We start from the raw sequence: 26,215 nt of genomic DNA, 5'->3' as shown, positions 1-26,215 counted from the left end.
GATCAGTCGCTCGGCGACGGCTGTGGTTGCAGCCGATGCCAATGATCGACGACTCCGGGGGGCGCCCAGATCTGTGGTTCCGAAGCCTGATAGTGGTCGGCCTGCTCCCGTTCGGCAACCCTGGCTTGCGCCAGCGTGAACGCCTGCACGATGTCACGCGTCTGCTGCAGCGCCTCGGCGAAGAGGGCGCGGCCGAAATAGGTGAAATCGGCCTCCTCGCTGCAGCCGAAGGACACCCGGTCTGCGCGTGCCGCCGTCATGATCAATGTGTTGGCGCTCTTCAGCGGTTCGATGAATCCCCCGGAGTAACAGGCGGAGATCACGATGATCTTGTTACGGTCGGCCAGCGGCCGCAGCAGTGATGCCAGTTCGCTCGCCGGCAGATCTTCGAGCGCGAGGCGGGGCTGCTCGACCACGAGCTGGTGATCGGCCGATCCGTGGCTGGTGAAATACAGGAAGAGCAGGTCCTCGGGGCCGCTGCGGTCGGCCAGCGTACGGATGGCACGCGCGAGGTGCTCGTGGGTGGCCAGGGGGCGATCGGCCAGGTGGTCACGATGATTGACCAGATTGATCTGACCGCGCGCCGCAAAGCGCTCGGCGAGCAGACGGTCGACATAATCGACCTCGCGCAGGAATACGCTTTGTTGGCCGTCGCCCGCGAATGTCAGGCTGTAGAGTTCCGCGGCAGACGTTGATGGGCGAACGGCATCCAGGGCGTTCTGCAGCAGCTGTCCCTGGTTCAGCAGCCCGAGTTCCAGCGGGTCGGGCAGCCGCCTGCCGTCGCCGTCCTGGCGGAGGCGCCCGTCTTGCCACAGGCCGCTCTGCACATTTCCGTTCGCCTCGGTGAGGCGGCCCGGCCCATCGTACTGGCCGTGCTTGAATCCGCCTTCGTATCGGCTGCCGTCCGGTCGCGTCAGGCGGCCTTCGCCGTGGTACTGCCAGGTCCGAAATGCGCCGGCGTAGTGGGTGCCGTCGGTGCCGACATAGGTTCCGGCGCCACTCAGGGCTCCGTGTTCGAAGCTGCCTTCCCAGCGATTGCCCTCGCCATCTTCGTAGCGGCCGGGGCCGTGGAAGAGATCCTTTTCGAAATGCCCGACATAGCGCTCGCCCGAGCTGCCGACGAATTCGCCTTCGCCGCTCGCCTGCCCGGCGACGAAGACTCCCCTGAGCGTACCGGACGCGTCGCTGCGGCTGCCCTCGCCGTGGGGCTGGCCTTCGCTGAAGGCGCCTTGGTAGACCACGCCGTCGGCGGTGCTCAGGGTGCCGGTGCCGTGGTAGAGATCGTCCTTGAACTGGCCTTCGTAGCTCAGTCCCGGCTCGCTGTAGCGACCTTCGCCGCGGAGGCTGCCCGCCTGGAACAGACCTTCGTAGACCCCGCCGGCGGCGTAGCTGAAACGACCCTGACCATCGAACAGGCCATCCTTGAACTCCCCTTCATAGCGGTCGCCGTTGGCGCCTTGCCAGACGCCCAGCCCCGCCCATCGGCCGTCGACGAAGCGCCCCTCGTAGAAACTGCCGTTGGGGTAATCGATCCGGCCTTTGCCCTGGAGCAGGCCGTCGATGATCTCGCCGCGATAGCGCCCACCATCGGGCAGAACGCCATCGGCTGGCAGCAGTGGCTCACCGTCACCGCAACCAGCCAGCAGGGCAATCAGAACAAGTGAGGGCAGGCGACGCATGGCGCGATCCAGGCAGTAAGACCCGCGCAGTATGCCGCAAAGCCAGGTCGCACCGGCAAGCCGGCCCAGCCGGTTTCAGGTGATGCAAAGGGCGAGGGTTTCGGCGATGTAGGCCGGTTTCTCGACACCTTCGATTTCCATCACGGCGCGTGCCTTGAGCAGCCATTGGCCGGGGTTCTTCTCGTAGGCGTCGAGCAGCGTGACGGCCAGGCGCACCCGCGAGCCCACGCGCACCGGCTGGATGAAGCGCAGGCTGTCGAGCCCGTAGTTGACGCCCATCCGCGTGCCCTCCGGCGTCACCAGCAGGTCGCCCATGAGCATGGGCATCAAGGACAGCGACAGGAAGCCGTGCGCAATGGTTCCGCCGAATGGGGTCTGCGCCGCTTTCTCGGGGTCGACGTGGATGAACTGGTGGTCGCCTGTGCACTCGGCGAACTGGTCGACGCGCGTCTGGTCGACGGTGAACCATTCGGAGCGCCCGAGCTCCTTGCCAATGTAGTCCTTGAGTTGTGCTGCGGGTACTTGCGGCATACGTCCTCCGGGGTTGTTGTTATCGAGGGGAGTGCGAGCGTTAGATCAGCACGCGGGTGAGGGCGAGGCAACCATGCATGGCTGTCGCGAATGGCGCGGCATAGCCTGGCGTGTCCTTTGGCCGGGGTATTCGCCGGGCGGATGCTTATAATTGCGCTTCGTGACCTGGAGGCTTGCATGCTGCTACGCGGTTTAACCTGGCTGGTGTTGTTTCAACTGCTCGGCACGGCGCTGAACGTGCTCCTTTTGCCGATGTTGCCGGGCCCGATCATCGGGCTGGTCCTGCTGTTCGTGACGCTGCTGATGCGGGGCGAGGCGGGGGAGTCCCTGCCACTGGCCGCCAGTAGCCTGCTGCGCTATCTGCCGCTGCTGCTGGTGCCGCCCGCGGTGGGGGTGATGGCGTATACCGAGGCGATCCTCGATGACTTCTGGGCAATCATCGGGGTGCTGGTCGTGTCGCTGGTGGTATCACTGGTTTTCACCGGCGTGCTGATGCAGGTGTTGATTCGCCGTCAACAGCGCAAGGCGGGCCGCGCATGATTCCGTTGCAATGGCAGGCGGCCTGGGAGGCTGTGATCCATCATCCGCTGTTTGGCGTGGCGATCACGCTGGCGGCGTTCCAACTGGCCTTCGCGGCCTACGAGCGCACCCGCTGGGTGTTCCTGCAGCCGGTCCTGGTGTCGATGCTGCTGGTGATCGGCATTCTGCTGCTTTGTGGCCTGAGCTATGCCGAATACCGCGCCAGTGCCCAGATGCTGACGGTCCTGCTCGGGCCGGCAACGGTCGCGCTGGCGGTGCCGCTGTACCTGAACCTGCGGCGAATTCGTGAGCTGTTCGCGCCGATCATGCTGACCCTGCTGGTCGCCGGTACCGGGGCAACGGCACTGGGCATGGCCTTGGCCTGGGGCTTCGGTGCGGACCGGGTGATCCTGATGACACTGGCGCCCAAGTCGGTGACCTCCCCAATCGCCATGCTGGTCGCCGAGCAGATTGGCGGCGTCGCCGCACTGGCCGCGGTGTTCGTCATGATCACCGGCATCCTGGGGGCGATCTTCGGTCCGGCGCTGCTGCGCCTGTGTCGGGTGAGCAACCCGGCCGCGCGCGGGATGGCGCTGGGGCTCACCGCGCATGCCGTAGGCACTGCGCAGGCGCTGCAGGAAAGCGACGAGAGCGGGGCGTTCGCCGCCCTGGCGATGAGTCTTATGGGCGTGATGACTGCGGTACTTCTGCCGCTACTGGTCACGCTGCTGCTGTGAGGAATCTGAATGAAGCTGCCACTGTTTCCCCTCGACACCGTGCTATTCCCCGGCTGCACGCTGGATCTGCAGATATTCGAGGCGCGTTATCTGGATATGGTCAGCGGCTGTCTCAAGGCCGGGCACGGATTCGGCGTGGTGCGCATACTCGAGGGGAGCGAAGTCGGCGAGGCGCCCCGCGCCTATTCGCCGGTCGGTTGCGAAGCGCTCATTCGTGACTGGCAACAGCAGTCCAACGGTTTGCTGGGTATTCGTGTCGAGGGCGGGCGGCGCTTCGACGTGATCTCGGCCGAGGTGCAGCGCGACCAGCTCGTCGTCGCTGAAGTCGGCTGGCGCGAGGAGGCGGAGGATCTGCCGCTGGGGCCCGAGCATGCCGACCTCGCGGTGCTGCTCGAGGCGCTTGGCCAGCACCCTCTGGTCAGGACGATCGGGATGGGCGGCGTGGCGCACGGCCAGCGCTCGTTGGCGCACCAGCTGGCCTACCTGTTGCCTTTTCGTCCGGAGCAGAAGCTGGAATTGCTGCAGCTCGACAGCACCGATGTACTGCTCGAGCGTATCCAGGGCTGGCTCGAGCGGCTGCAGCACGAGGACGCGTAGCGCTGCGGCGTCTATTGATACCGATAGAGCAGCATCGCACCGGGCAGCGCCCAGACCGCGAACGCGCCGATCAGACCAAGGCTGGCTGGAAGGATCAGCCACCAGATCCGGGGCGATAGCGCCCGCATCGGAGCGCGCCATTGCGTCAGCGACAGGCTCAACGCGCAGAAGGTCGATGCGAGCACGGCACCGGCAATCACGTCGGTCGGCCAGTGCACCCCGAGATAGACCCGTGACAGGGCGATCGCGGTGGCCGGCAGGACGGCCAGTAGCACCCAGGCCAGCCGCAGGCGCGGTGGCTGGCCACGCCCGGCCAGCACGCCCAGGGTCAGAAAGAAGGCGAACGCCGCCGAGCTGTGGCCACTCGGAAAACTGTAGGTGTGCAGGGGTTCGAGGAGAATTTCGGGACGTATCCGGGCAAAGCTGGCCTTCAGCGCGCCGTTGGCCACAGCGGTGCCCAGCAGCGTCGCAATGGCGAAGACTGCGGCGCGCCACTGTCGGGTCAGCAGCAGAAGCAGCCCGAGCAGCACGGCTGCCCAGAGCTGGGTCTGGAAATCGCCTGCGCGTGTCACGAGTACCATGAAACGGTCGAACGCCGGGCTGCGTTCGGCCTGCACGACCGTCATCAGGCCTTCGTCGAATTCCTTCAGGTATGGCCAGCCGACGAACAGGCCGGTCAGGAGGGCAGCGCTCAGGACCGTCGCCAGCGGCGTCACCCAGCGCACCTGGTGCAGGCTGCAATGCACCACGGCGCCAACAAGCAGCAACAGGCAGGCCAGGACCACACCGGCTTCGCCCCAGAAACCGTCTGGAAGTGGAAGGCGTACCGCCGCGCCGGCCGTCCAGCCCGGTAACAGATAGGCCATCGACCAGCCGGCGGCGGCAACCAGACTGACCAGCAGGAAGCGACCGAACGGCATGTCCAGCATCCCGGCGGTCAACGGCAGCATGGGACGCAGCGGACCGATGAAACGACCAACCAGCAGGCTGGCGATGCCGTAGCGGTCGAAGTAGGCCTCCGCGCGCGTCAGCCATTCGGGATGGTTGCGCAGCGCCCGTACGCTGCGGATGTTCTGGTGGTAGCGCCTGCCCAGGGCATAGGACAACAGATCGCCAAGCAGGCCGCCGACGTAACCGAGTAGCAGTGTCTCGCCGAGCGACAGGACACCGCTGCCGGCCAGCACGGCGATCCCGAAGATCAGTACGGTGCCTGGCATCAGCAGGCCGACGATGGCCAGGCACTCGAGGCAGGCGACAAGAAACAGACCCAGGCCCAGCCACTGGGGGTTATTGGCAAGCCAGTTCGTCAGTGGCGCGAGCCATTCGGGCATGAGCGATTTCCTAGGTTCGGGAAGCGTTCGACCGGGAGTTGGGCGGCCAGGTTTCAGCCGCGCATGATAGCGGCAGTGAATTCTCTCTGTGGGCAGACTGCCTTTCGCCGGACGCTGCTGTGCGTATGCCGCGAGGCTGGCTATAATCTGCCGCTTTCCCTTGAGCCAGGCCAGCCAGACCATGACCGAGTCCGTACTCGACTACATGAACCGCCTCGGTCGCGCCGCACGCGAGGCGTCGCGCGTGCTCGCGCGTGCCGCTACCGCCCAGAAGAATCGCGCGCTGCAGGCGGCGGCCGCAGCGCTCGACGCAGCGCGTGACGAACTGGTCGATGCCAATCGGCAGGACCTGGAGGCCGGGCGCGCCAATGGTCTGGACGAAGCCATGCTCGACCGTCTGGCGCTGACCCCGGCACGCATCGACGACATGATCGAGGGCCTGCGCCAGGTGGCTGCATTGCCCGATCCGATCGGCGAAATCCGCGATATGCGCTACCTGCCGTCGGGCATCCAGGTTGGCAAGATGCGCGTCCCGCTCGGCGTGGTGGGCATCATCTACGAGTCCCGGCCGAACGTGACCATCGACGCCGCCAGTCTCTGCCTCAAGTCGGGCAATGCCACCATCCTGCGCGGCGGCTCCGAAGCCATCCACTCGAACCAGGCAATTGCTCGCTGCATCCAGCAGGGCCTGGCCGAGGCCGGATTACCGGCGGCCGCGGTGCAGGTTGTCGAGACCACCGATCGCGCCGCGGTCGGCGCCTTGATCACCATGCCCGAGTATGTCGATGTCATCGTGCCGCGCGGCGGCAAGGGCCTGATCGAACGAATCAGCCGCGACGCCAAGGTGCCGGTGATCAAGCATCTGGACGGCATCTGCCACGTGTTCATCGATCAGGCCGCGGACCTGGACAAGGCCATCCGGGTTGCCGACAACGCCAAGACCCAACGCTACGCGCCCTGCAACACCATGGAAACCTTGCTGGTCCATGCCGCGATCGCCTCGCGCGTGTTGCCGCCGCTGGCGGCGATCTACCGTGACAAGGGGGTCGAGCTGCGCGGTTGCCCACAAACACGTGAACTGCTTGGGGCGGATGTGCTGGAGGCGAGCGAGGCGGACTGGGCGACCGAATACAACGCGCCGATCCTGTCGATCCGCATCGTCGCGTCGCTGGACGAGGCGATCGAACACATCAACCGCTTCGGTTCGCAGCACACCGACGCGATCGTCACGGAAAACTTCAGCGACGCGCGGCGCTTCATCACCGAAGTCGATTCCGCTTCGGTCATGGTCAACGCTTCCACCCGCTTCGCCGATGGCTTCGAATACGGGCTGGGCGCCGAGATCGGCATCTCGACGGACAAGCTGCACGCGCGTGGGCCGGTCGGTCTCGAAGGCCTGACTAGCGAGAAGTACGTCGTGTTCGGCGACGGCCACGTACGGACCTGATGGCTTCGACTCCTGGAGCTCGGCGCGTCGGCGTGCTGGGCGGCACCTTCGATCCGGTCCACATCGGTCATCTGCGCGGCGCGCTCGAGGTGGCCGAAATGTTCGGGCTCGACGAGGTGCGGCTGGTGCCCAACTTCCGTCCGCCGCACCGGGAAACGCCCCATAGCTCGGCGCAGGACCGGCTGGCGATGGTCCGGCTGGCTGTGCAGGACCTTCCGCCATTGACTGTCGATGCGCGGGAGCTGGAACGTGACCGGCCGTCTTACACCGTCGAGACGCTGGAGTCGCTGAGAAGCGAAATGGGAGCCGACGTCCAGCTGTTCCTGATCGTCGGCTGGGATGCGTTCTGCGGTCTGCCGGGCTGGCATCGCTGGGATGAGTTGCTCGATCACTGCCACATGCTTGTCATGCAGCGGCCCGATGCCGACAGCGAGGCCCCTGAAGCGCTGCGTGATCTATTGGCGGCGCGTAGTGTAAGCGATCCACAGGCGATGTCCGGCAGCGCTGGGCAGATCTCCTTCGCGTGGCAGGCGCCACTGGGTGTGTCGGCGACGCGCATCCGTCAATTTCTGGCCAGCGGCCGGTCGGTGCGATTCCTCGTGCCCGACACCGTACTGGCTTATATAAACGCGCACGGGCTCTACCGGGCGTCGAACTGAGGTTGTTTTCGAACTATGCAGAATGATTCTTTGGTCCAGCTCGCGATCAGCGCCCTGGAAGACCTGAAAGGCGCTGACATCACCACCATCGATGTGCGCGGCAAGACCAGCGTCACCGATTTCATGGTGATCGCCAGTGGCACTTCGAGTCGGCACGTGAAGTCGCTGGCCGACAACGTGCTGGAGAAGGTCAAGGAGCAGGGCGTGCGGCCGCTGGGCAGCGAAGGCCTCGACGGCGGTGAGTGGGCGTTGCTCGACTTGGGCGATGTGGTGGTGCATGTCATGCAGGTGCCGACTCGCCAGTTCTATGACCTCGAGCGCCTCTGGCAGGGTGCCGAGCAGAGCCGCGCGCAGCATTCCGGCGAGCAGGAGTAGGGGGTCCGTGCGGATCAAGCTGGTCGCGGTGGGCTCGAAGATGCCGCGTTGGGTCGAGGATGGCTGGCAGGAATATGCCAAGCGTCTCCCTGCCGAATTGCCGCTCGAACTGCACGAAATATCTCTCAACACACGGGGCAAGAATGCCGACGTGGCGCGGTTGATTCGCCAGGAAGGCGAGGCCATGCTGGCGAAGGTGCAGCCCGGCGAGCGGATCGTCACCCTGGAAGTGAACGGGCGCCCCTGGAGCACGGAGCAACTGGCGGCAGAACTTGACCGCTGGCGGCTCGATGCGCGTAACGTCAACCTCATGGTCGGCGGGCCGGAAGGGCTCGCGCCGGAGGTCTGTGCGCGGAGTGAGCAGCGCTGGTCCCTGTCGCCACTGACACTGCCGCACCCCCTGGTGCGTATTCTGATCGGTGAGCAGATCTACCGTGCCTGGACGCTGCTGTCCGGCCATCCCTATCACAAGTAGTCCAGCCCGAGATGTCCCAGCCGATACCCCTCAAGGACCACGAAAAGGACGCCCGCCTGGTGCGTCAACGGGTAATCGTGGGCGCGGTGGTCGTGCTCGTGATGATCGGCGTGCTGATTGCCCGCCTGTATTACCTGCAAGTGGTGCAGTACCAGTACCACTCGACGCTGTCGGAAAACAATCGGGTACATGTCCAGCCCATCCCGCCCAACCGCGGGCTGATCTTCGATCGCACCGGCAAGATCATCGCCGATAACCGTCCGAGCTTCAGCCTGACGGTGACTCGCGAGCGTGCCGGTGACTGGCGCAAGACGCTGGACGCGGTAGTCGAGGTGCTGGGGCTGTCCGCCGAGGAGCGCCAGCTGTTCGAGAAACGCGTGTTGCAGGGGCGGCGCCCGTTCGAGCCGGTGCCGATCATGTATGAGCTGTCCGAGGAGCAGATCGCGCGCATCGCGGTAGACCAGTTCCGCCTGCCGGGTGTCGAAGTGGCGGCCCAGCTGGTCCGGCATTATCCGCAGGGTGAGCATTTCGCCCATTCGGTCGGTTACGTCGGACGCATCAACGAATCGGAGCTCAAACAGCTCGATCCGGTCAATTACAGCGGCACCCACCATATCGGCAAAACGGGTATCGAGCGCTTCTACGAGGACTCGCTGCACGGCCAGGTGGGCTACGAGGAAGTGGAAACCAATGCCCGCGGCCGGGTGCTGCGGGTGCTCAAGCGCACCGATCCGATCCCCGGCAAGGACCTGACCCTGACCCTCGATCTGGCGTTGCAGGAGGCCGCCGAGGCTGCGCTCGCCGGGCGCCGCGGGGCGGTTGTGGCGCTGCAGCCCTCGACCGGCGAGGTGCTGGCAATGGTCAGCCAGCCGAGTTTCGACCCGAACCTGTTCGTCACTGGCATCAGTTTCAAGGACTACGGAGCGCTGCGCGATTCGATCGACCGGCCGCTGTTCAACCGCGTCCTGCGCGGACTCTATCCACCCGGCTCGACGATCAAGCCGATGATGGCGGTCGCCGGCCTCGACACGGGCGTGGTAACCGAAAACTCGCGCGTTTTCGACCCCGGCTTCTTCCAACTGCCCAACGTCAAACACAAGTACCGCAACTGGAACCGCGGCGGCGACGGCTGGGTGGATCTGGAAACGGCCATCATGCGTTCCAACGACACCTATTTTTACGACCTCGCCCACAAGATGGGCATCGATCGGATGCATGATTACATGACCCGCTTCGGCATCGGTCAGCGCGTCTCGCTGGACATGTTCGAGGAGACGGCCGGCCTGATGCCCTCGCGGGACTGGAAGCGGGCGCGCTACCGCCAGCCCTGGTATCCGGGCGAGACGGTCATCCTCGGCATCGGCCAGGGCTACATGCAGACTACGCCCCTGCAGCTTGCACAGGCGACGGCGTTGATGGCCAATCGCGGTAAATGGATCCGCCCGCATCTGGCGCGTCGCATCGAAGGCGAGATGCCGGTCGACCCGGAACCGATGCCGGACATTCAATTGCGTGATCCGCGCTACTGGGAGGCCTCGATCAACGGCATGGTGAAAGTACTGCACGGTGCGCGGGGAACCGCCAAGAAGGTGGGCGACACCTCGACCTATCGCATCGCCGGTAAGAGCGGTACGGCCCAGGTCGTGGCGATCAAGCAGGGCGAGCGCTATGACAGCGGCAAGCTCAACGAGCGGCATCGCGACCATGCCTTGTTCGTTGCCTTTGCCCCGGTGGAAAACCCGCAGATCGCCGTCGCGGTGATGGTGGAAAACGGCGAGTCCGGCTCGGGCGTTGCCGCGCCTGTGGCCAAGCAGGTGATGGACGCCTGGTTGCTGGATGAAGACGGTCAGCTCAAGGCCGAGTACGCGCCGATGCTCAAAGCGGAGGTCTCGGCGCCATGAGCCAGACGTTCGACCGAACCATTTCGACGACCGACGTGATGCGCCGCCGCGCCACGCTGCTGCAGCGAATGCACATCGATGGCGTGCTTCTGGTGCTGTTGCTGATGCTCGCGTGCGGCAGCCTGTTCGTCCTCTATTCGGCCGGTGGCAAGAATGTCGACCTGCTGCTCAAGCAGGCTTCGTCGTTCGGCATCGGCATGGGCGCAATGTTCGTGATTGCCCAGCTGGAGCCGCGCTTCATGGCGCGCTGGGTTCCGCTCGGTTACCTGGTCGTCGTCGGCTTGCTGGTCGCGGTGGAGTTCGTCGGCTACACCGCGATGGGGGCGACACGCTGGATCAGCATCCCCGGCGTGATCCGCTTCCAGCCGTCGGAGTTCATGAAGATCATCATGCCGATGACCATCGCCTGGTACCTTTCGGCACGGGCGCTACCGCCCAGCCTCAAGCACACCCTGATCAGCCTGGCGCTGATCGTGGTGCCCTTCGTGCTCATTCTCAAGCAGCCGGACCTGGGCACCTCGCTGCTGGTGCTGGTGTCCGGTGCCTTCGTCTTGTTCATCGCCGGTTTGCGCTGGCACTGGATCGCGGGTGCGGTCGCTGCGTTGGTACCGATTGCGGTAGCGATGTGGTACTTCGTGCTGCACAACTACCAGAAGCAGCGCGTGCACACCTTCCTCGACCCGGAAAGCGACCCGCTCGGTACCGGGTGGAACATCATTCAATCCAAGGCCGCGATCGGTTCCGGTGGCGTCTTCGGCAAGGGCTGGCTGCTGGGCACTCAGTCGCATCTCGATTTTTTGCCGGAAAGCCATACGGACTTTATCATTGCGGTCCTCGCGGAGGAGTTCGGCCTGGTAGGGGTTTGCCTGCTGCTGCTGATCTATCTGTTGCTGATCGCGCGCGGGCTGATGATCACCGTTCAGGCCCAGACGCTGTTCGGCAAGCTGTTGGCCGGCGCGCTGACCATGACGTTCTTCGTCTATGTCTTCATCAACATCGGTATGGTCAGCGGGCTGCTCCCGGTCGTGGGCGTGCCGTTGCCTTTCATCAGCTTCGGCGGAACTTCGCTGGTGACGCTATTGTCAGGCTTCGGGGTCTTGATGTCGGTGCATACGCATCGCAAGTGGATCGCTCAGGTATGAGGGCATTGGCGTCACGTCAGGCCAGGTCCTGCAGCCGGTCCGACCGGGGCAGGGCATGGGGCGCACCAGCTCAACGGCAGCTGACGCCAAGGGGCCCGGCGAACCGACAGCACAGGACAACCGCACAGCGGCCCGCGGCAACAACATCAACAGACCCTAGGTGAAGTACTTGAATCCATTACGGCGTGGCAGGTTGGTGAATACCCTTCTCGGAGCCGGCTTGGTCGGCCTAATCGCCAGTATGCAGGTCGCACAGGCGGGCGATTACGAGGGCGAGAAGGTCGCTGAGTTCGTCCAGGAAATGACCCGTGACTATGGATTTGCCAGCGAGCAGCTGGTGGACCTGCTGGCCCAGGCCGAACGCAAGCAAGGCATCCTCGATGCCATTTCGCGCCCGGCCGAGCGAGTCAAGCCATGGAAGGAATACCGACCCATCTTCCTCACCGAGTCTCGCATTGCGCAGGGTGTGGACTTCTGGCGCGAAAACGAGACGGCGTTGGCGCGCGCCGAGGCCGAATTTGGGGTGCCTGCAGAGGTCGTCGTCGCGATCATCGGCGTCGAGACCTTCTACGGCCGCAACACCGGCGGTCACCGCGTTATCGATGCCCTGGCCACGCTCGGCTTCGACTACCCGCCGCGTCAGCCTTTCTTCCGCCAGCAGCTCAAGGAGTTTCTCCTGCTGGCCCGTGAGGAGCAGGTCGATCCGCTCACCCTGACCGGCTCCTACGCCGGTGCCATGGGCCTGCCGCAGTTCATGCCCAGTAGTTTCCGTGCCTATGCGGTGGATTTTGACGAAGACGGTCATATCGACATCTGGAAGAACCCCGTCGATGCCATCGGCAGTGCAGCCAATTATTTCAAGCAGCACGGCTGGTCGGCAGGCGAACCGGTGGTGGCCCGAGCGCGTGTCGCGGGAGACCGGCATGCCGAAGGGCTGACCGAAGGGCTCGAGCCGATACTGACTGCAGCCCAGCTGCGTGAGTTGGGCTGGACGATGGACACCGAGATTCCTGATGACACCCAGGTCACGGCATTTCGCCTGGATGGCGCCGAGGGCGACGAATACTGGGTCGGCTTGCCCAACTTCTACGTCATCACCCGTTACAACCGCAGCGTCATGTATGCCATGGCCGTTCACCAGCTTGCCGGTCAGCTCGCGGCGGCGCGAGGGGACTCGTGATGCGCATGCTTCGTTATCTGCTGGCAGGCGGTATCGCCGTGCTCGTGGTCGGTTGCTCGTCTTCGCCGTCACCTAAGCTGCCATCTTCGAGCCAGCCCGAAAGCACCGGTCCCGCTGACTATGTGCGTCCACACAAGGACGGTGCCCCTTGGTGGGATGTCGATGTGTCGCGCATTCCGGACGCCACGCCCACGCCGCATAACGGCCCGTTCAAGGCCAACCCGTACACGGTGCTCGGCAAGACGTACTATCCGATCAACGACGGTCGCAACTACAAGGCGACCGGGGTCGCTTCCTGGTACGGAACCAAGTTTCACGGCCAGCCGACCGCCAACGGCGAGAAGTATGACCTTTACGGCATGAGCGCTGCGCACAAGACCCTGCCGCTGCCGTCGTACGTGCGCGTCACCAACCTGGACAACAATCGCTCGGTGATCCTGCGGGTCAACGACCGCGGCCCGTTCTACTCGGATCGGATCATCGACCTGTCGTTTGCCGCCGCGAAGAAGCTCGGTTATGCCGAAACCGGTACGGCGCGAGTCAAGGTCGAGGGTATCGATCCACAGCAATGGTGGGCGGAGCGCGGCGGTTCAGCGCCGGCGGTACTGGCCCAGCCGGTGGAGAAGTACACGCCGCCGCCAACGCAGCATGCTGCGGCGACGCTCCCGGTCGAGGTCGATCGGAACGATGCGCCGGGCGGGGACGGCTTGTTCCTGCAGGTCGGCGCCTTCGCCAACCCCGATGCGGCGCAATTGCTTCGTGACAAGCTCAGCAGCATCACCCAGGCGCCGGTGTTCGTCAGCTCGGTCGTGCATCAGGAGCAGATTCTGCACCGGGTGCGCCTCGGCCCGATCAGTTCGCCGGACGAGGCGGCTCAGCTCGAGCAGAGTGTTCGCCTCGCCAACCTTGGACAACCCCGGCGGGTGCGGGGCGACTGAGCCCGCCACGCAGATAGCAGGACGCTGATTCATCCAGGACCGTATTGCCCATTTATTCACCGAGAGCGCAATGACTATCACCAATTTCGTGCACCGCCTGTTTCTCGTCATCCTGTTGGCCGTTGCGCCAGCGGCCTGGGCCGAGACGATCATTCCGACCGCGCCGCAACTGGCGGCCAAGTCCTATGTGCTGATGGATGCCGCCAGCGGCAAGGTGCTGGTCGAGAGCGGCGGCGACGAGCGCCTGCCACCGGCCAGTCTGACCAAGCTGATGACCGCTTACATCGCCACGCTGGAAATCCGCAAAGGCCAGATATCCGAGAGTGACATGGTGACCGTCAGTGAAAAGGCCTGGCGCACCGGCGGCTCGCGGATGTTCATCCAGGTCAACACCCAGGTGTCGGTGGACGATCTGCTGCACGGCATCATCATCCAGTCGGGCAACGACGCCAGTGTGGCCATCGCCGAGCACATCGCCGGCAGTGAAGATGCATTTGCCGATCTGATGAACAGCACGGCGCAGCGCCTGGGCATGACCAACACGCACTTCATGAATTCCACCGGTCTGCCGCACCCTGAACATTACTCCTCGGCGAACGACATGGCCAAACTGGCCCGCGCGATCATTTATGAAGATCCCGCTCACTACGGCATCTACGCGCAAAAAGAATTCTTCTGGAACAATATCAAACAACCCAACCGCAACCTGTTGCTGTGGCGCGACAAGACCGTTGACGGCCTGAAAACCGGCCATACCGAGGAGGCCGGCTATTGCCTGGTCGCTTCTGCCGTGCGGGATGACATGCGCCTGATCGCGGTAGTGTTCGGTACCAACAGCGAACAGGCTCGTGCAGCGGAGACCCAGAAGCTGCTCACCTACGGCTTCCGCTTCTTCGAAACACGCACCTTCTACAAGAAGGGCACCGAGCTGGCACAGGCGCGCGTCTGGAAAGGCGAGCAGGATCAGCTCAGTGCTGGCCTAGCCAACGACCTGACGATGACACTGCCGCGCGGCCAACTGGACAAGCTGCAGGCAACCATGACCTTCACCCCCGAACTCACCGCGCCGATCCAGCAGGGCGACGTGGTCGGCAAGGTCGAGGTCAACCTGGACGGCCAGGTGGTGCAGAGCAGCGACCTGATCGCGTTGCAGACCATCGAAGAGGGTGGGCTGTTCAGTCGCATTTGGGATAGCATTCGGCTGTTCTTCTTCAACCTTTTCAACTGATAGCTCCCTGCGCGTGCCTGGCCGACCCGGTCAGGCACGCCTGCGGATGACGAGTCCGCCATTGCCATGACCGATAGCAAAGACGACGTACAAGCGCCCAAGATCGACTTTCCCTGCGAGCGCTACCCGATCAAGGTGATCGGCGATGCGGGCGAAGGGTTCCGCGAGACGGTGATCGAAGTGATCCAGCGCCATGCCCCGGGTTTCGACGAAACCACGGTGGTGACCCGCGACAGCCGCAACGGGCGGTTCCTTTCCCTTCAGGTGTTGATCACGGCAACCGGTGTCGAGCAGTTGCAGGCGATCCATGTCGACCTGCGCGCCACCGGTCGTGTGCACATGGTGCTGTGATGAACCCCGGTTCGCCCCTCGCTGCGGACCCTGTGTCAGATCGCACGCTCGGCGTGCGTGAGCTGGGGCTGGTCGCATACGAACCGGCCTGGCAGGCGATGCAGCGCTTCACCAACGAACGCGTGCCGGAAACCCCGGACGAGGCGTGGTTGCTCCAGCATCACCCGGTGTTCACCCAAGGCCAGGCCGGCAAGGCCGAGCACTTGCTGCTGCCTGGCGATATTCCGGTGGTACAGGCGGACCGGGGTGGGCAGGTGACCTATCACGGCCCGGGTCAGCTGGTGTGTTATCTGCTGCTGGACGTCAGGCGTCTCGGCATCGGCGTACGCGAACTGGTCAACCGGATCGAGGGAAGCCTGATCGAGCTGCTGGCCAGCTATGGCGTCGAGGCGTCGGCCAAGCCCGATGCGCCGGGCGTCTATGTGAATGGCGCCAAGATCGCCTCGCTCGGACTGCGCATCCGCAATGGCCGCTCGTTCCATGGCCTGGCACTCAACGTGGACATGGATCTTGAGCCTTTCAGGCGGATCAACCCGTGCGGTTACGCCGGTATGGCCATGACTCAGCTAGCCGATCTGGTGGCTGGGCCATTGGCTTTCTCGGAGGTCAATGCCCGCATGCGTGAACAGCTCGTCAAGCACCTCGGCTATGCCGAGCAGGAGTCGTTGGCGGGGTCGGTATTCGGCTAGGCCAGGTGGCGGGGACGGGGGTTGGTCGATTCTACCGCCTACCCGCAGGCGAGGCCCCGGGCAGGTGATGGTTCAGCGCGATCAGTTCAGGTTGACGGTGGGAATAATCAGGCTGCTGTCGAACGATTGGCCCGGCACCGGGACCGGTGCGGCAAGACCCAGGTTGTTCTTTTCGAACACCCGGTCGGCGCGATAGCTGGAGCGCACCAGCGGGCCGGCGGCGACCTCCATGAACCCTTTTTCCAGGCCGATATCACGGAAACGGTTGAACTCTTCCGGGCTGACCCAGCGCTTGACAGGCAGGTGGTTGCGCGTCGGTTGCAGATACTGGCCGAGGGTGAGGATGTCCACCCCGATAGCACGCAGGTCGTCCATGGTTTGCAGGATTTCGTCATCGGTCTCGCCCAGACCGAGCATAAGGCTGGTCTTGGTGAGTACCTCCGGGCGATGTTTCTTGGCGTGCTCGAGAACCTTGAGGGTCTTTTCGTAGCCGGCACGCGGGTCGCGCACCACGTGAGTCAGGCGCTCGACCGTCTCGACGTTCTGCGCGAACACCTCCAGGCCCGAGTCCACCACGCGCTCGATAGCCTGAGGATCACCATCGAAATCCGGGGTGAGCGCCTCGACCACCACGTGCGGGGTGTTTTCCTTGATTGCTCGTACGCATGCCGCGTAATGGCTGGCGCCGCCGTCTTCGAGGTCGTCGCGATCCACCGAGGTCAACACGATGTAGCGCAGCGCCATCAGCTCCACCGATTTGGCGGTATTCTGCGGCTCCTCCAGATCCAGCCAGCCGTTGGGATTGCCCGTGTCCACCGCACAGAAGCGGCATGCGCGGGTGCACACTGAACCCATCAACATGATGGTGGCGGTGCCGTTGGACCAGCACTCGCCCATGTTCGGACAATGCGATTCCTGGCAGACGGTGCTCAGGCGGTGCTCGGCGACGTTGCGTTTGACAGCCTCGAAGCGGCTGCCGCTGGGCGCCTTGACCCGCAACCACTTGGGCTTGGGTTCGAACACCTGGGGTTCGCTTGAGGCGCGGCGCTTTTGCCCGTCTTTGATCGCGGTGATGCCCTGGGAGGTGCGGAATTTTTCGCCGCTGGCGACGGGCTTGGGCTGGGAGGTTTCGGACATCGGCTTTCTGGGCTCCGCTAGAGGCTCCGTTGACGAGGCGGCTCGTGGCCGCCGCGCAGTTTATCACAGGCGCTGACCGTCCAGTCCCACAGCGGGGCAGCCGGTTGAGAGGCCGCGGCGGCAGGGCCACTTCGCGCATGTTGCCCGTACGCGCGCAACCGGACGCGATGCTACGGACGACGGAGAGGTTTCGACGCTTCGGGAGCAGCCTGATCGAATGGGCGCCTCGTCGCTAAGGCCCTGCGCGCAGCCTGCCGAGCAGCTCCTGGGTAGGGTGGCCATCAGCAGGCCAGCCAAGCTGTTGCTGAAAGCCTCGAATGGCGTTGCGGGTGTTAGCGCCGATGATGCCGTCGGCCACGCCGGGATCGAAACCCTGCTGCTGCAGGCGCTCCTGCAGCTCCAGACGTTCCGAGCGGCTGAGCGGCAGTTCGGAGCGCGGCCAGTCGCCTTTCACCTGGCCACCGCCGTCGAAGCGCTCTGACAGCAGGCCGATCGCGAGCGCATACGAGGATGAGTTGTTGTAGCGCAGTATCGCCCGGAAGTTGTCGAGCAGCAGGAAGGCCGGCCCGCGATAGCCGGCAGGCAGCAACAGGCTTGCCATGGCCTCGTCCCGGCCTTGTGGGATGTTCTCGAGGCCTAGGCGACGCCATTCGCCCAGCGGCTTACGGATGGCTGGGTCGGCCAGGGCGTAGTCGAAATCCGTTGGCAGGCTGACTTCGAAACCCCAGGGTTCGTTTGCCCGCCAGCCAGACGCCTGCAGGTAGTGTGCGGCGGATGCCAAGGCGTCGGCGGGACTGTTCCAGATATCGCGGCGGCCATCACCGTCAAAATCCACTGCATGGGTGTTGTAAGTCGTCGGGATGAACTGTGTCTGCCCCATCGCGCCAGCCCAGGAGCCGCGCAGCTGCTCAGGCGGCACGTCGCCATGGGCAAGGATGTCCAGCGCGGCTAGCAACTGGCTCCTGGCGAAGCCCGGGCGGCGGCCTTCGTGGGCGAGGGTCGCCAGCGAACGGATGACCGACTTGTCCCCCTGTATCTGACCGAAGCTGCTTTCCAGGCCCCAGATGGCGACCAGCGCGGTGCGGTCGACGCCATAACGCGCCTCGATGCCATCCAGCGTGTTGGCATGCTCGCGCAGGAGCCGTCTGCCACCGCGCACGCGCTGGTCCGACAGGGCGCCGTCGAGATACTGCCAGACGGGTCGATTGAATTCCGGCTGGCTCTGGTCGGCGGCGATGATGCTGGGGTCGGGCGTGACGCCGGCAAAGGCGCGGTCGAACAAGTCTGGTGAAACGCCCGCCTGCAGCGCCTCGTCGCGGAAGGCATCACGCCAGGCTTCGAATGTCTGCTGTGGCGGCGCGGCGTCGTCTTCAAGCGGAGTTGGCGACGCCTGGGTCGCCTGTTGAGCCGGCAGCGGTGCGGTTGTGTTCTGAAGATGAGGTGCGGGGGGTTCGGCAGCGCAGGCAACCACGATGCTCAGCGCGGAGCCGGCCACCAAAGTGCGCAGGAGCAGGACGGGAACGAAAGTGTAAAGCATGCACCACACTCGGCAAGACGTCGGCAGGTGACCTTATCACGCTTTGCGGCCATTGGCTTTTCAAGCCGCTAGAAGGACCGAAGCCTCCCAGTTGTGAGACTGGGAGGCTTCGCGGCGATAACTGCCTTTGCCTTTCTTGGGGCGTTCCTGACGGCTGCGAAACAGGGGTTGCGCCACCAGCGACTTGGCCCGATTGGGCTGTTTGGTTCGTTTGCTCATGATCGGCTGCTCCATGACGATTGGCGCCGGCATCATAAGGTCTGGCGAGGAAATGTACAGTGGTGGCGATGAGCTGCACGGTGCGGCAGCAGCGGAGGCTAGAGCGCGATTCGCTTGCCGCACAGTTGCAGGCAGACCTGGGCCAGGCCCACCCAGGGATCCCCTTCGGCTTGGCCCTTGATCTGTGCGTCGATGCGCTGGGCTTCGCCCAGCAGGCGCTGCCAGCCGGCGGCATCGTGGCGTTGCAGGGCTTTGCCGACGATCGGCTTGCGCTTGTCCCACACGGGCGGGCGCGCCTGGCTGAAAGCCCGGTCAAGCGGTACGCCCTGGCCGTACTGTTGGGCGATGTTGGCGAGCTGGCGAATCTCGCGGGCAACGGCCCAGAGTATGACCGGCGCCTCGACGCCTTCGGCCCGCAGCCCGGTGAGCATTCGCAGGACATGCTCGGGCTGGCCCAGCAGCGCGGCGTCGATCAGACCGAACACGTCATAGCGCGCACTGTCGGCAACCGCGGCCTGAACCGTGTCGAGCGTGACCTGTCCTCCGTCGGCGAGCAGTTTGAGCTTTTCGATCTCCTGCGCAGCCGCCAACAGGTTGCCCTCGACCCGGGCCGTGATCAGGTCGACCGCATCCTGATCGGCCGCCAGTCCGGCTTGCGCCAAGCGCTGGCGAATCCACTGCGGTAATTGTGCGACGTCGATCGGCCAGATCTGGATGAACTGACTTTGCTTGCCGTCGATCAGGGCCTTGGCCCACTTGGTTTTCTGGGTACTGCCGTCGAGCTTCGGCAGGCTCACCAGCAGAACGGTGTCCTCTGCCGGACGAGCCAGGTATTCGATCAGCGCTGCGGCGCCCTTGTCGCCGGGCTTGCCATTGGGAATCCGCAGCTCGATCAGCCGCTTCTCGGCAAACAGCGACAGGCTCGCGCCCGCTTCGATGAGTTGGCCCCAGTCGAAGCCAGTCTCTACATTGAGAACCTGTCGCTCGCTGAACCCCAGGTCTCGGCAGGCCTTGCGGATGGCATCGCTGGCTTCCTGGCAAAGCAGATGCTCATCGCCGCTGACAATGTAGACGGGTGCGAGCGGACCTTGCAGGTGCTTGGCGAGCTGGGCGGGAGATAGCTTCATAGCGGTATAGGGGAGGGCCACCCCACGGGTGGCTCCCGCCTGTCACTGGATCGGCAGTTCGATCGGCGATTGCTGCGGCTGCGCGGCCTGTTCGCGAATCTGCGCTTCGATGGCTTCGGCTTCGGCGCGGCGCTTGGCTTCGGCGGTTTCCTGCAATTGGTCGAGCTGCGTCGGGGTGATGCGGCTCAGGCGCAGGGCCAGTTGCTGGAGCAGCTCGCGGCGCATTTCCTGCCGCAACTGCGCCGCTTCTTGGTCAGAGCTGATCAGGTTGCTGCTGTCATGCACGTAGACGCGCTGCACCTCGACGCGGTCTTCGAGCAGCAGGGTGTTCTGTGGCCCTTCGAGGGCATAGTCCACGATGCTGGTCAGCTCGTATTCAGCGGTACGCGCCGCGGTGGTGTAGCTGGCGGTACGCTGGCGGTTCTGCTCGCGGGTCAGGTCCAGGGTGTAACGCGCTCCCGGGTGGACTCGAACGCCACTTTGCTCCAACAGCTCTTCGAGCTGCTTCGCCGTCTCGCCGTAGGTGTCACGCGCCTGCAGGTTTATCTCCTGAAGCGCGAAGCTGGTTTCGCCCGTGCCGCGCAGCTGGAAACCGCAGGCGCTCAGCAGCAATGTCAGACCCAGCACCACCAGATTCCGTTTGTTCATCTTGTTATCCCCTTGCAGGCCCGGCGCAGGCGCCGGGACCGAATCAGTTAGCGACGATGTTGACCAGCTTGCCCGGCACCACGATGACCTTGCGGATGGTCAGGCCTTCGGTGAAGCGCAGCACGTTCTCGTTGCCGCGCGCGGCGGCCTCCACCTCTTCCCGGCTGGCGCTGGCCGGCACTTCGATCTGGCCGCGCAGCTTGCCGTTGACCTGCACCACCAGGGTCAGGCTGTCCTGCACCAGGGCGGCTTCGTCGACCTTGGGCCACTGCGCGTCGATGATCGCGCCCGGCTTGCCCAGCTGCTGCCAGAGTGCGTGGCAGATGTGCGGGGTGATCGGTGCCAGCAGCAGGGCGACGGTTTCCAGGCCTTCCTGCAGCAGGGCGCGGTCCTGTTCTCCGGCGGTCGGCGCCTTCTCCAGCACGTTCATCAGCGTCATGACCTGGGCGATGGCGGTGTTGAACTTGTGATGCTGGCCGACATCGGTGCTGGCCTGCTTGATCGCCAGGTGAATCGCGCGGCGCACAGCCTTCTGCTCATCGTTAAGTGCGGCCACATCGAGCGCGCCCGGCAGTCCGGCGCTGACATGCGCGTGGGCCAGGCGCCATACGCGGCGCAGGAAGCGGCTGGCGCCCTCGACGCCGGAGTCGGACCACTCCAGGCTCATGTCCGGTGGCGAGGCGAACATCATGAACAGGCGGCAGGTGTCGGCGCCGTAGGCATCGATCATCGCCTGGGGGTCGACGCCGTTGTTCTTTGACTTGGACATCTTCTCGGTGCCGCCGATTTCCACCGGCAGGCCGTCGGTCTTGAGCCTGGCGCCGATGACCTTGGCCTTGGCGTCACGCTCGACCTCGACGTCGGCCGGGTTGAACCAGTCCTTGCCGCCGTTTTCCAGGGTGCGGTAGTAGGTTTCGGCAACCACCATGCCCTGGGTCAGCAGGTTCTTGAACGGTTCGTTGGAGCTGACCAGCCCTTCGTCGCGCATCAGCTTGTGGAAGAAGCGCGCATAGAGCAGGTGCAGGATGGCGTGTTCGATACCGCCGATGTACTGATCCACCGGCAACCAGTGGTTGGCCGCCTGCGGGTCGACCATGCCCTGGTCGTAGTTCGGGCTGGCGTAGCGGGCGAAGTACCAGGACGACTCCACGAAGGTGTCCATGGTGTCGGTTTCGCGTTTGGCCGGGGCGCCGCATTTCGGGCAGGTGCATTCATAGAACTCGGGCATCCTGGCCAGCGGCGAGCCGGCGCCATCCGGCACCACGTCTTCGGGTAGCACCACCGGTAGCTGGTCTTCCGGCACCGGCACGTCGCCACAGCTGTCGCAATGGATGATCGGGATCGGGCAGCCCCAGTAGCGCTGCCGGCTGATGCCCCAGTCACGCAGGCGGAACTGGGTACGCGCCTGGCCGAGGCCCTTCTTCTGCAGCGCCACTTCGATGGCATCGAAGGCGCCTTCGAAATCCAGGCCATCGTAGATGCCGGAGTTGATCAGCTGGCCGTGCTCGCCGTAGGCGTCCTGCCAGGGGGCGGGCGTCTCGTTGCCGGCACTGGTGCGTACCACCGGCTTGATTGGCAGGCCGTACTTGCTGGCGAATTCGAAGTCGCGCTCGTCGTGCGCCGGCACGGCCATAACCGCGCCCTCGCCGTAGTTCATCAGCACGTAGTTGGCGACCCATACCGGCAGCAGCTCGCCGGTCAACGGGTGCTGCACGCGCAGGGAAGTGGCCAGGCCCTTCTTCTCCTGGGTGGCGATGTCGGCTTCGGCGACGCCGCCGCGCTTGCACTCATCGATGAAGGCCTGCAGCTCGGGGTTGTTCTGTGCCGCCAGGGTGGACAGCGGATGTTCGGCTGCGACGGCCACGTAGGTCGCACCCATCAGCGTATCGGGGCGGGTGGTGAAGACCTTCATCACGCCTTCGCTGCCGATGCTGGCCACGTCGTAGGGGAAGCTGATCTCCATGCCGCGCGACTTGCCGATCCAGTTGCGCTGCATGGTCTTGACCTGCTCGGGCCAGCCATCCAGCTCGTCCAGACTCTCCAGCAGCTCATCCGCGTAGGCGGTGATCTTGAAGTAGTACATCGGGATTTCGCGCTTCTCGATCAGCGCGCCCGAACGCCAGCCGCGGCCATCGATGACCTGCTCGTTGGCCAGCACGGTCTGGTCCACCGGGTCCCAGTTCACGGTGCCGTTCTTGCGATAGATCACGCCTTTTTCGTACAGGCGGGTGAACAGCCACTGCTCCCAACGGTAGTAGTCGGGCTTGCAGGTCGTGACTTCGCGTGTCCAGTCCACCGCCAGACCCAGGCTCTTCAGCTGGGCCTTCATGTAGGCGATGTTCTCGTAGGTCCACTTGGCCGGCGCCACCTGATTCTTCATCGCGGCGTTTTCCGCCGGCATGCCGAAGGCGTCCCAGCCCATCGGTTGCAGGACGTTCTTGCCCTGCATGCGCTGGTAGCGGGCGATCACGTCGCCGATGGTGTAGTTGCGCACGTGGCCCATGTGCAGCTTGCCGCTGGGGTAGGGGAACATCGACAGGCAATAGAAGGTGTCTTTGCCTGGCTGCTCGCTTACTTCAAAGGATTTCTGCGAATCCCAGTGGGACTGCGCGGCGGCTTCGATCTCGCGGGGCTGATACTGTTCGTGCATGGCTACTGGCATTGAGAAGGGGCGGGCTGTTCGCTCGGCGGTCGGCTGCAGCGTGCCGGCACTAGGCGGCTGGGCGCGGCGCAACGGGGCGGATGCGAAAGCATGGAAGCGCCGTAGCATACATGACCCCCTGCAATCGAGGGAAACCCGTTTTGCCGCTCCCGTTTGTCGCTGGCGCAGTGGGGGGTGAAGTCTGGGCTACGCTTGTATGGGGCGGGGCGGATGACGAGGTGAAGACATGGGCAAAGAGCGCCAGGAGAACGAGGGCAACCTGTACGGTCGTGTGCTGCAGCGGCTGAGTCTCGCCCTGGAAGAGGCTGAACGAGCCGAGGGCGCCAGCGCGCCCACGGAGCTGGAAGTCGCTGGGCTGACACCGGCGGAGTTCGACCTGATCCGGGCCTACCTGCAACAGGACGCTCAATGGCTGTCCGGTTGGCATGCGGCTGCCGAGGAGCAGGCGCAGATGGTCAGGCAGACGTCGCGTCCGGCGCTACGCAATGTGCTGCGCCAGCATTCGGCGAAGCGCTGCAAACAGTCCCCTCCTGCGCTTCAACAGGCGATGAGCTGCGCGCTCTGCGGCACGCCGGTGCGGTGGCCGGAAGGGCCCGGCGCGGTCGCCTGTGGCGCCTGTGGTTCCCAGCTGCTGCGGGCGCGACAGCGGCTGCATACCTATCCTCGACATTGAGGGCCGAGGCCGACAAAGGCCTGTCTTGCTAGGTAAAGTGTGGCGACCCTTCCGATGGAGCCACGCATGCCGATTCGCTACTTATTCAAGCAACTGCTATTGCCGCCGGGAGGTTTGCTCCTGCTGCTGCTGGTTGGATGGTGGCTGCGCCGTCGTGCGCCGCGCCTGGCCGCCGGCTGCTTCGTGGCTGGGTTCGGTGGCCTGTGGCTGATGAGCTTGCCGGTGACGGTCGAGTGGGCGGCGCGACAAGTGGAAACCGAACCGGCGCTGGCTCGAAGCGATTGGGCGCGCGCCGGGCAACTGGCTCAGGCGATCGTCGTGCTGGGCGCCGGGCGCGAGCAGGCCGACCCGGGTTGGGGGTCGGACCAGCCCAGCCATATCGCGCTGGAACGCCTGCGCTATGCCTCGAGGCTCGCCAAATCGACTGGCTTGCCTATCCTGGCCAGCGGCGGCCTGCACTATGGCGAGCCGCCGAGCGAAGCCCTGCTGGCAGCCGAGGCCTTGCAACGAGACTTCTCCACCCAGACGCGCTGGCTCGAGGAACGCAGCCGCACGACCTGGGAGAACGCCGTCGAGAGTGCCGAGATCCTGAAGGCCGCCGGCGTCGAGCGGGTGTTACTGGTCACCTCGGCCTCGCACATGCCACGTGCGCGCTGGTGTTTCGAGCAGGTGGGGCTGCAGGTGATTCCTGCGCCCATGGGCTTTCTCGGCGTACCCAACGGCAGGCCGTTCGGTGGCTGGCTTCCGGAAAGCAAGGCGATCTGGCAGAACGGGGCGCTGCTCAACGAAGCGGCTGGCCTGCTCCTGTACCCGCTGCTATATCCCTGAGCCTCAGGCCGCGCGACGGCGCAGCATGCCCCAGCCGAGCAGCAGGGCACAGATGACGATCAGCGGCCAGGAGCGCCAGCGCAGGTAGGGCGTCAGCCCTTGCATCGGCGTCACCTCGCCGTAGAGCACGGCCTCCTCGAACGCCGGGATTCGCTCGGTGATCTGCCCTCTCGGGTCGATCAGCACCGTGACACCGTTGTTGGTGGCGCGCACCATCCAGCGACCGGCCTCCAGCGCACGCATCTGCGCCATCTGCAGATGCTGCAGCGGGCCGATCGAGTGGCCGAACCAGGCATCGTTGCTTACCGTCAGCAGCAGATCGCTCTGCGCCGCCAGGCTGGCGGCGAATTCGGGGTAGACCACCTCGTAGCAGATGAACGGCGCGATCCGATAGCCCTTGGCCTGCAGCAGGGCCTGCCCCGGATCGCCCCGGGCGAAATCGGACATCGGCAGGTCGAAAAAGGCGATCAGCCCGCGCAGCAGGTCTTGCAGCGGCACATACTCGCCGAAAGGCACCAGCTTCTGCTTGAGGTAGGTGCCCCGCGCGTCACCCGTGGCCGTCAGGCCGTTGTAGTAGCGAACCTCGCCCTCGGCATTGGGCTGGCGAACCGGCACGCCGGTAATCATCGCCGCCTGCCGGTCCAGGGCGAAACGGCCCATCATCGTCAGGTAGCCTTCGGCATGCTCCTTGAGGATCGGTATGGCTGTTTCAGGCCAGACGATCAGGTCCGCCGGGCGGCTGCGAAACGTTATGTCGCGGTAGAGCAACAGCTGCATCTCCAGCTGCTTGGGATCCCACTTGAGGCTCTGCGCGACGTTGCCCTGCACTGCCGCGACGCTGATCGGGCCACCCTTCGGCGAGGTCCATGGGTGCCCGCTGAGTCCCAGACCGCCGCCCCAGAGCAGAATCAGCACGAGCGTCGCGACAGCCACTTGTACCTTGCTCGCGAACAGGCGCGGCGCCTCAGCCAGCAGCGTGGCGCTCAGGGCCAGGACGAAGCTGATCAGCCAGACGCCACCCAGCGGAGCGAGCCCGGCCAGCGGACCGTCCAGTTGGCTGTAACCGACGTAAAGCCAGGGAAAACCGGTCAGGAGCCAGCCACGCAAGGCGTCGAATGCAAGCCACAGGGCGGCGAATGCCAGCGCATTGCGCAGCGGCGCGCCAGGCGTCCTCAGAGTGCGTACCCAGAGCCAGCCGAGCAGGGCCAGGAACAAGGCGAGGCCGGCGACAAAGCCCAGCGTCAGCAAGCCGGCCAAAGGTGGCGGCGCGGCGCCGAAATCATGAATGCTGACGTAGACCCAGCTCACGCCCGAGGCGAACAGGCCGAAGCCGTAGCACCAGCCGCGGGCCATGGCCTGCCGCGGCGTGACCTCGCGCAGGCCCAGATAGAGCAGGCCGATCGACAGCAGGGCCAGCGGCCAGAAGTCGAACGGTGCCAGCGACAAGGTCGTCAGCGCGCCGGCAGCGATCGCCAGCAGGTTGCCCGGCCAGCCGGGGCGAGTGATCCAGTGCATCGGCATCCTTAATCAGCGCGGGAGTATGCAGAAGGCAAACAGGGTGGCGGTACGAAGCGGTTGAGACGGGCCCGCATCGTACGGCGGCCC

Annotated in this window: 26 protein-coding genes; 16 read left to right on the top strand and 10 right to left on the bottom strand. The window is 64.9% G+C overall.

The genetic code is table 11. From position 1 onward, the window contains the following. Positions 1-2: 2 nt before the first annotated feature. Positions 3-1,679 (bottom strand): C13 family peptidase, encoded by a 1,677-nt coding sequence (locus tag MST27_RS00515; protein ID WP_243604051.1) that lies wholly within the window; start codon positions 1,677-1,679, stop codon positions 3-5. A gap of 75 nt (positions 1,680-1,754) precedes the next feature. Then, positions 1,755-2,210, bottom strand: a complete 456-nt coding sequence (locus MST27_RS00510; RefSeq protein ID WP_243604050.1) for a MaoC family dehydratase — start codon at positions 2,208-2,210, stop codon at positions 1,755-1,757. Between the two features lie 177 nt (positions 2,211-2,387). On the opposite strand from MST27_RS00510, the gene MST27_RS00505 reads away from it, so the two are divergent. Genes MST27_RS00505 through MST27_RS00495 form a run of 3 tightly spaced genes read left to right on the top strand, consistent with a single transcriptional unit; the run spans position 2,388 to position 4,063 of the window. Further along, on the top strand, positions 2,388-2,750 hold the full coding sequence (locus MST27_RS00505) for a CidA/LrgA family protein (RefSeq protein ID WP_243604049.1): 363 nt from the start codon (positions 2,388-2,390) through the stop codon (positions 2,748-2,750). Further along, positions 2,747-3,466, top strand: coding sequence for an LrgB family protein (locus tag MST27_RS00500; protein ID WP_476756121.1), 720 nt, complete (start codon positions 2,747-2,749; stop codon positions 3,464-3,466). The genes MST27_RS00505 and MST27_RS00500 overlap by 4 nt, the downstream gene beginning before the upstream one ends. A gap of 9 nt (positions 3,467-3,475) precedes the next feature. Further along, positions 3,476-4,063: an LON peptidase substrate-binding domain-containing protein gene (locus MST27_RS00495; protein WP_243604048.1), complete on the top strand. Its 588-nt coding sequence runs from the start codon at positions 3,476-3,478 to the stop codon at positions 4,061-4,063. Between the two features lie 11 nt (positions 4,064-4,074). On the opposite strand, the gene MST27_RS00490 is transcribed toward MST27_RS00495, so the two are convergent. Beyond that, entirely contained in the window at positions 4,075-5,394 is a 1,320-nt protein-coding gene (locus MST27_RS00490; RefSeq protein ID WP_243604047.1) for a bifunctional DedA family/phosphatase PAP2 family protein, read from the bottom strand. Between the two features lie 181 nt (positions 5,395-5,575). On the opposite strand from MST27_RS00490, the gene MST27_RS00485 reads away from it, so the two are divergent. The 11 genes from MST27_RS00485 to lipB all read left to right on the top strand — a co-directional run bounded on the left by MST27_RS00485 (position 5,576) and on the right by lipB (position 15,779). Further along, positions 5,576-6,841 (top strand): glutamate-5-semialdehyde dehydrogenase, encoded by a 1,266-nt coding sequence (locus MST27_RS00485; protein ID WP_243604046.1) that lies wholly within the window; start codon positions 5,576-5,578, stop codon positions 6,839-6,841. Continuing rightward, on the top strand, positions 6,841-7,500 hold the full coding sequence (gene nadD, locus MST27_RS00480; protein ID WP_243604045.1) for a nicotinate-nucleotide adenylyltransferase: 660 nt from the start codon (positions 6,841-6,843) through the stop codon (positions 7,498-7,500). The genes MST27_RS00485 and nadD overlap by 1 nt, the downstream gene beginning before the upstream one ends. A 15-nt stretch (positions 7,501-7,515) precedes the next feature. After that, on the top strand, positions 7,516-7,875 hold the full coding sequence (rsfS, locus tag MST27_RS00475; protein WP_243604044.1) for a ribosome silencing factor: 360 nt from the start codon (positions 7,516-7,518) through the stop codon (positions 7,873-7,875). Positions 7,876-7,882: 7 nt separating this feature from the next. Beyond that, on the top strand, positions 7,883-8,350 hold the full coding sequence (rlmH, locus tag MST27_RS00470) for a 23S rRNA (pseudouridine(1915)-N(3))-methyltransferase RlmH (protein ID WP_243604043.1): 468 nt from the start codon (positions 7,883-7,885) through the stop codon (positions 8,348-8,350). Between the two features lie 11 nt (positions 8,351-8,361). Beyond that, complete coding sequence (mrdA, locus tag MST27_RS00465; protein WP_243604042.1) at positions 8,362-10,251, top strand: penicillin-binding protein 2; 1,890 nt, start codon at positions 8,362-8,364, stop codon at positions 10,249-10,251. Beyond that, the gene (gene rodA, locus MST27_RS00460; RefSeq protein ID WP_423705994.1) at positions 10,248-11,393 is read left to right on the top strand and encodes a rod shape-determining protein RodA; all 1,146 of its coding nucleotides are present in this window, start codon (positions 10,248-10,250) and stop codon (positions 11,391-11,393) included. The genes mrdA and rodA overlap by 4 nt, the downstream gene beginning before the upstream one ends. Positions 11,394-11,634: 241 nt before the next feature. Beyond that, a complete protein-coding gene (mltB, locus tag MST27_RS00455) occupies positions 11,635-12,573 on the top strand; it encodes a lytic murein transglycosylase B (RefSeq protein ID WP_243604514.1) in 939 nt (312 codons plus the stop codon). Next, a complete protein-coding gene (locus tag MST27_RS00450; protein WP_243604041.1) occupies positions 12,573-13,511 on the top strand; it encodes a septal ring lytic transglycosylase RlpA family protein in 939 nt (312 codons plus the stop codon). The genes mltB and MST27_RS00450 overlap by 1 nt, the downstream gene beginning before the upstream one ends. Positions 13,512-13,581: 70 nt before the next feature. Next, positions 13,582-14,739 carry a D-alanyl-D-alanine carboxypeptidase family protein gene (locus MST27_RS00445; RefSeq protein ID WP_243604040.1) on the top strand — a complete coding sequence of 386 codons (1,158 nt, stop codon included), beginning with the start codon at positions 13,582-13,584 and terminating at the stop codon, positions 14,737-14,739. Positions 14,740-14,805: 66 nt separating this feature from the next. Beyond that, entirely contained in the window at positions 14,806-15,090 is a 285-nt protein-coding gene (locus tag MST27_RS00440; protein WP_243604039.1) for a DUF493 domain-containing protein, read from the top strand. Further along, positions 15,090-15,779: a lipoyl(octanoyl) transferase LipB gene (gene lipB / locus MST27_RS00435; RefSeq protein WP_243604038.1), complete on the top strand. Its 690-nt coding sequence runs from the start codon at positions 15,090-15,092 to the stop codon at positions 15,777-15,779. Before MST27_RS00440 ends, lipB begins: the two co-directional genes overlap by 1 nt. An 81-nt stretch (positions 15,780-15,860) precedes the next feature. On the opposite strand, the gene lipA is transcribed toward lipB, so the two are convergent. The 6 genes from lipA to leuS form a co-directional block, all read right to left on the bottom strand. Continuing rightward, a complete protein-coding gene (gene lipA, locus MST27_RS00430; protein WP_243604037.1) occupies positions 15,861-16,916 on the bottom strand; it encodes a lipoyl synthase in 1,056 nt (351 codons plus the stop codon). 232 nt (positions 16,917-17,148) lie between these two features. Continuing rightward, positions 17,149-18,453, bottom strand: coding sequence for a lytic murein transglycosylase (locus MST27_RS00425; RefSeq protein WP_243604036.1), 1,305 nt, complete (start codon positions 18,451-18,453; stop codon positions 17,149-17,151). Between the two features lie 60 nt (positions 18,454-18,513). Continuing rightward, complete coding sequence (gene arfA, locus MST27_RS00420; protein ID WP_243604035.1) at positions 18,514-18,672, bottom strand: alternative ribosome rescue factor ArfA; 159 nt, start codon at positions 18,670-18,672, stop codon at positions 18,514-18,516. Positions 18,673-18,770: 98 nt separating this feature from the next. Further along, complete coding sequence (holA, locus tag MST27_RS00415; RefSeq protein WP_243604034.1) at positions 18,771-19,799, bottom strand: DNA polymerase III subunit delta; 1,029 nt, start codon at positions 19,797-19,799, stop codon at positions 18,771-18,773. 42 nt (positions 19,800-19,841) lie between these two features. Then, a complete protein-coding gene (locus MST27_RS00410; RefSeq protein ID WP_243604033.1) occupies positions 19,842-20,447 on the bottom strand; it encodes an LPS-assembly lipoprotein LptE in 606 nt (201 codons plus the stop codon). A 43-nt stretch (positions 20,448-20,490) separates the two neighbouring features. After that, on the bottom strand, positions 20,491-23,097 hold the full coding sequence (gene leuS, locus MST27_RS00405; protein ID WP_243604032.1) for a leucine--tRNA ligase: 2,607 nt from the start codon (positions 23,095-23,097) through the stop codon (positions 20,491-20,493). A 238-nt stretch (positions 23,098-23,335) separates the two neighbouring features. Between leuS and MST27_RS00400 the strand changes: the two genes are divergently transcribed. Both MST27_RS00400 and MST27_RS00395 read left to right on the top strand, forming a co-directional pair. Continuing rightward, complete coding sequence (locus tag MST27_RS00400) at positions 23,336-23,782, top strand: hypothetical protein (protein WP_243604031.1); 447 nt, start codon at positions 23,336-23,338, stop codon at positions 23,780-23,782. Positions 23,783-23,848: 66 nt separating this feature from the next. Next, on the top strand, positions 23,849-24,610 hold the full coding sequence (locus MST27_RS00395; RefSeq protein ID WP_243604030.1) for a YdcF family protein: 762 nt from the start codon (positions 23,849-23,851) through the stop codon (positions 24,608-24,610). A 3-nt stretch (positions 24,611-24,613) separates the two neighbouring features. Here MST27_RS00395 and lnt read toward each other — a convergent pair whose 3' ends face one another. Next, positions 24,614-26,125, bottom strand: coding sequence for an apolipoprotein N-acyltransferase (gene lnt / locus MST27_RS00390; RefSeq protein WP_243604029.1), 1,512 nt, complete (start codon positions 26,123-26,125; stop codon positions 24,614-24,616). Positions 26,126-26,215: the final 90 nt, after the last annotated feature.

It is taken from the genome of Stutzerimonas marianensis, assembly GCF_022810315.1.
Classification (GTDB): domain Bacteria; phylum Pseudomonadota; class Gammaproteobacteria; order Pseudomonadales; family Pseudomonadaceae; genus Stutzerimonas; species Stutzerimonas marianensis.
Note: the sequence above shows the minus strand (reverse complement) of the source record. Positions and strands in the feature narration are given on the sequence as shown.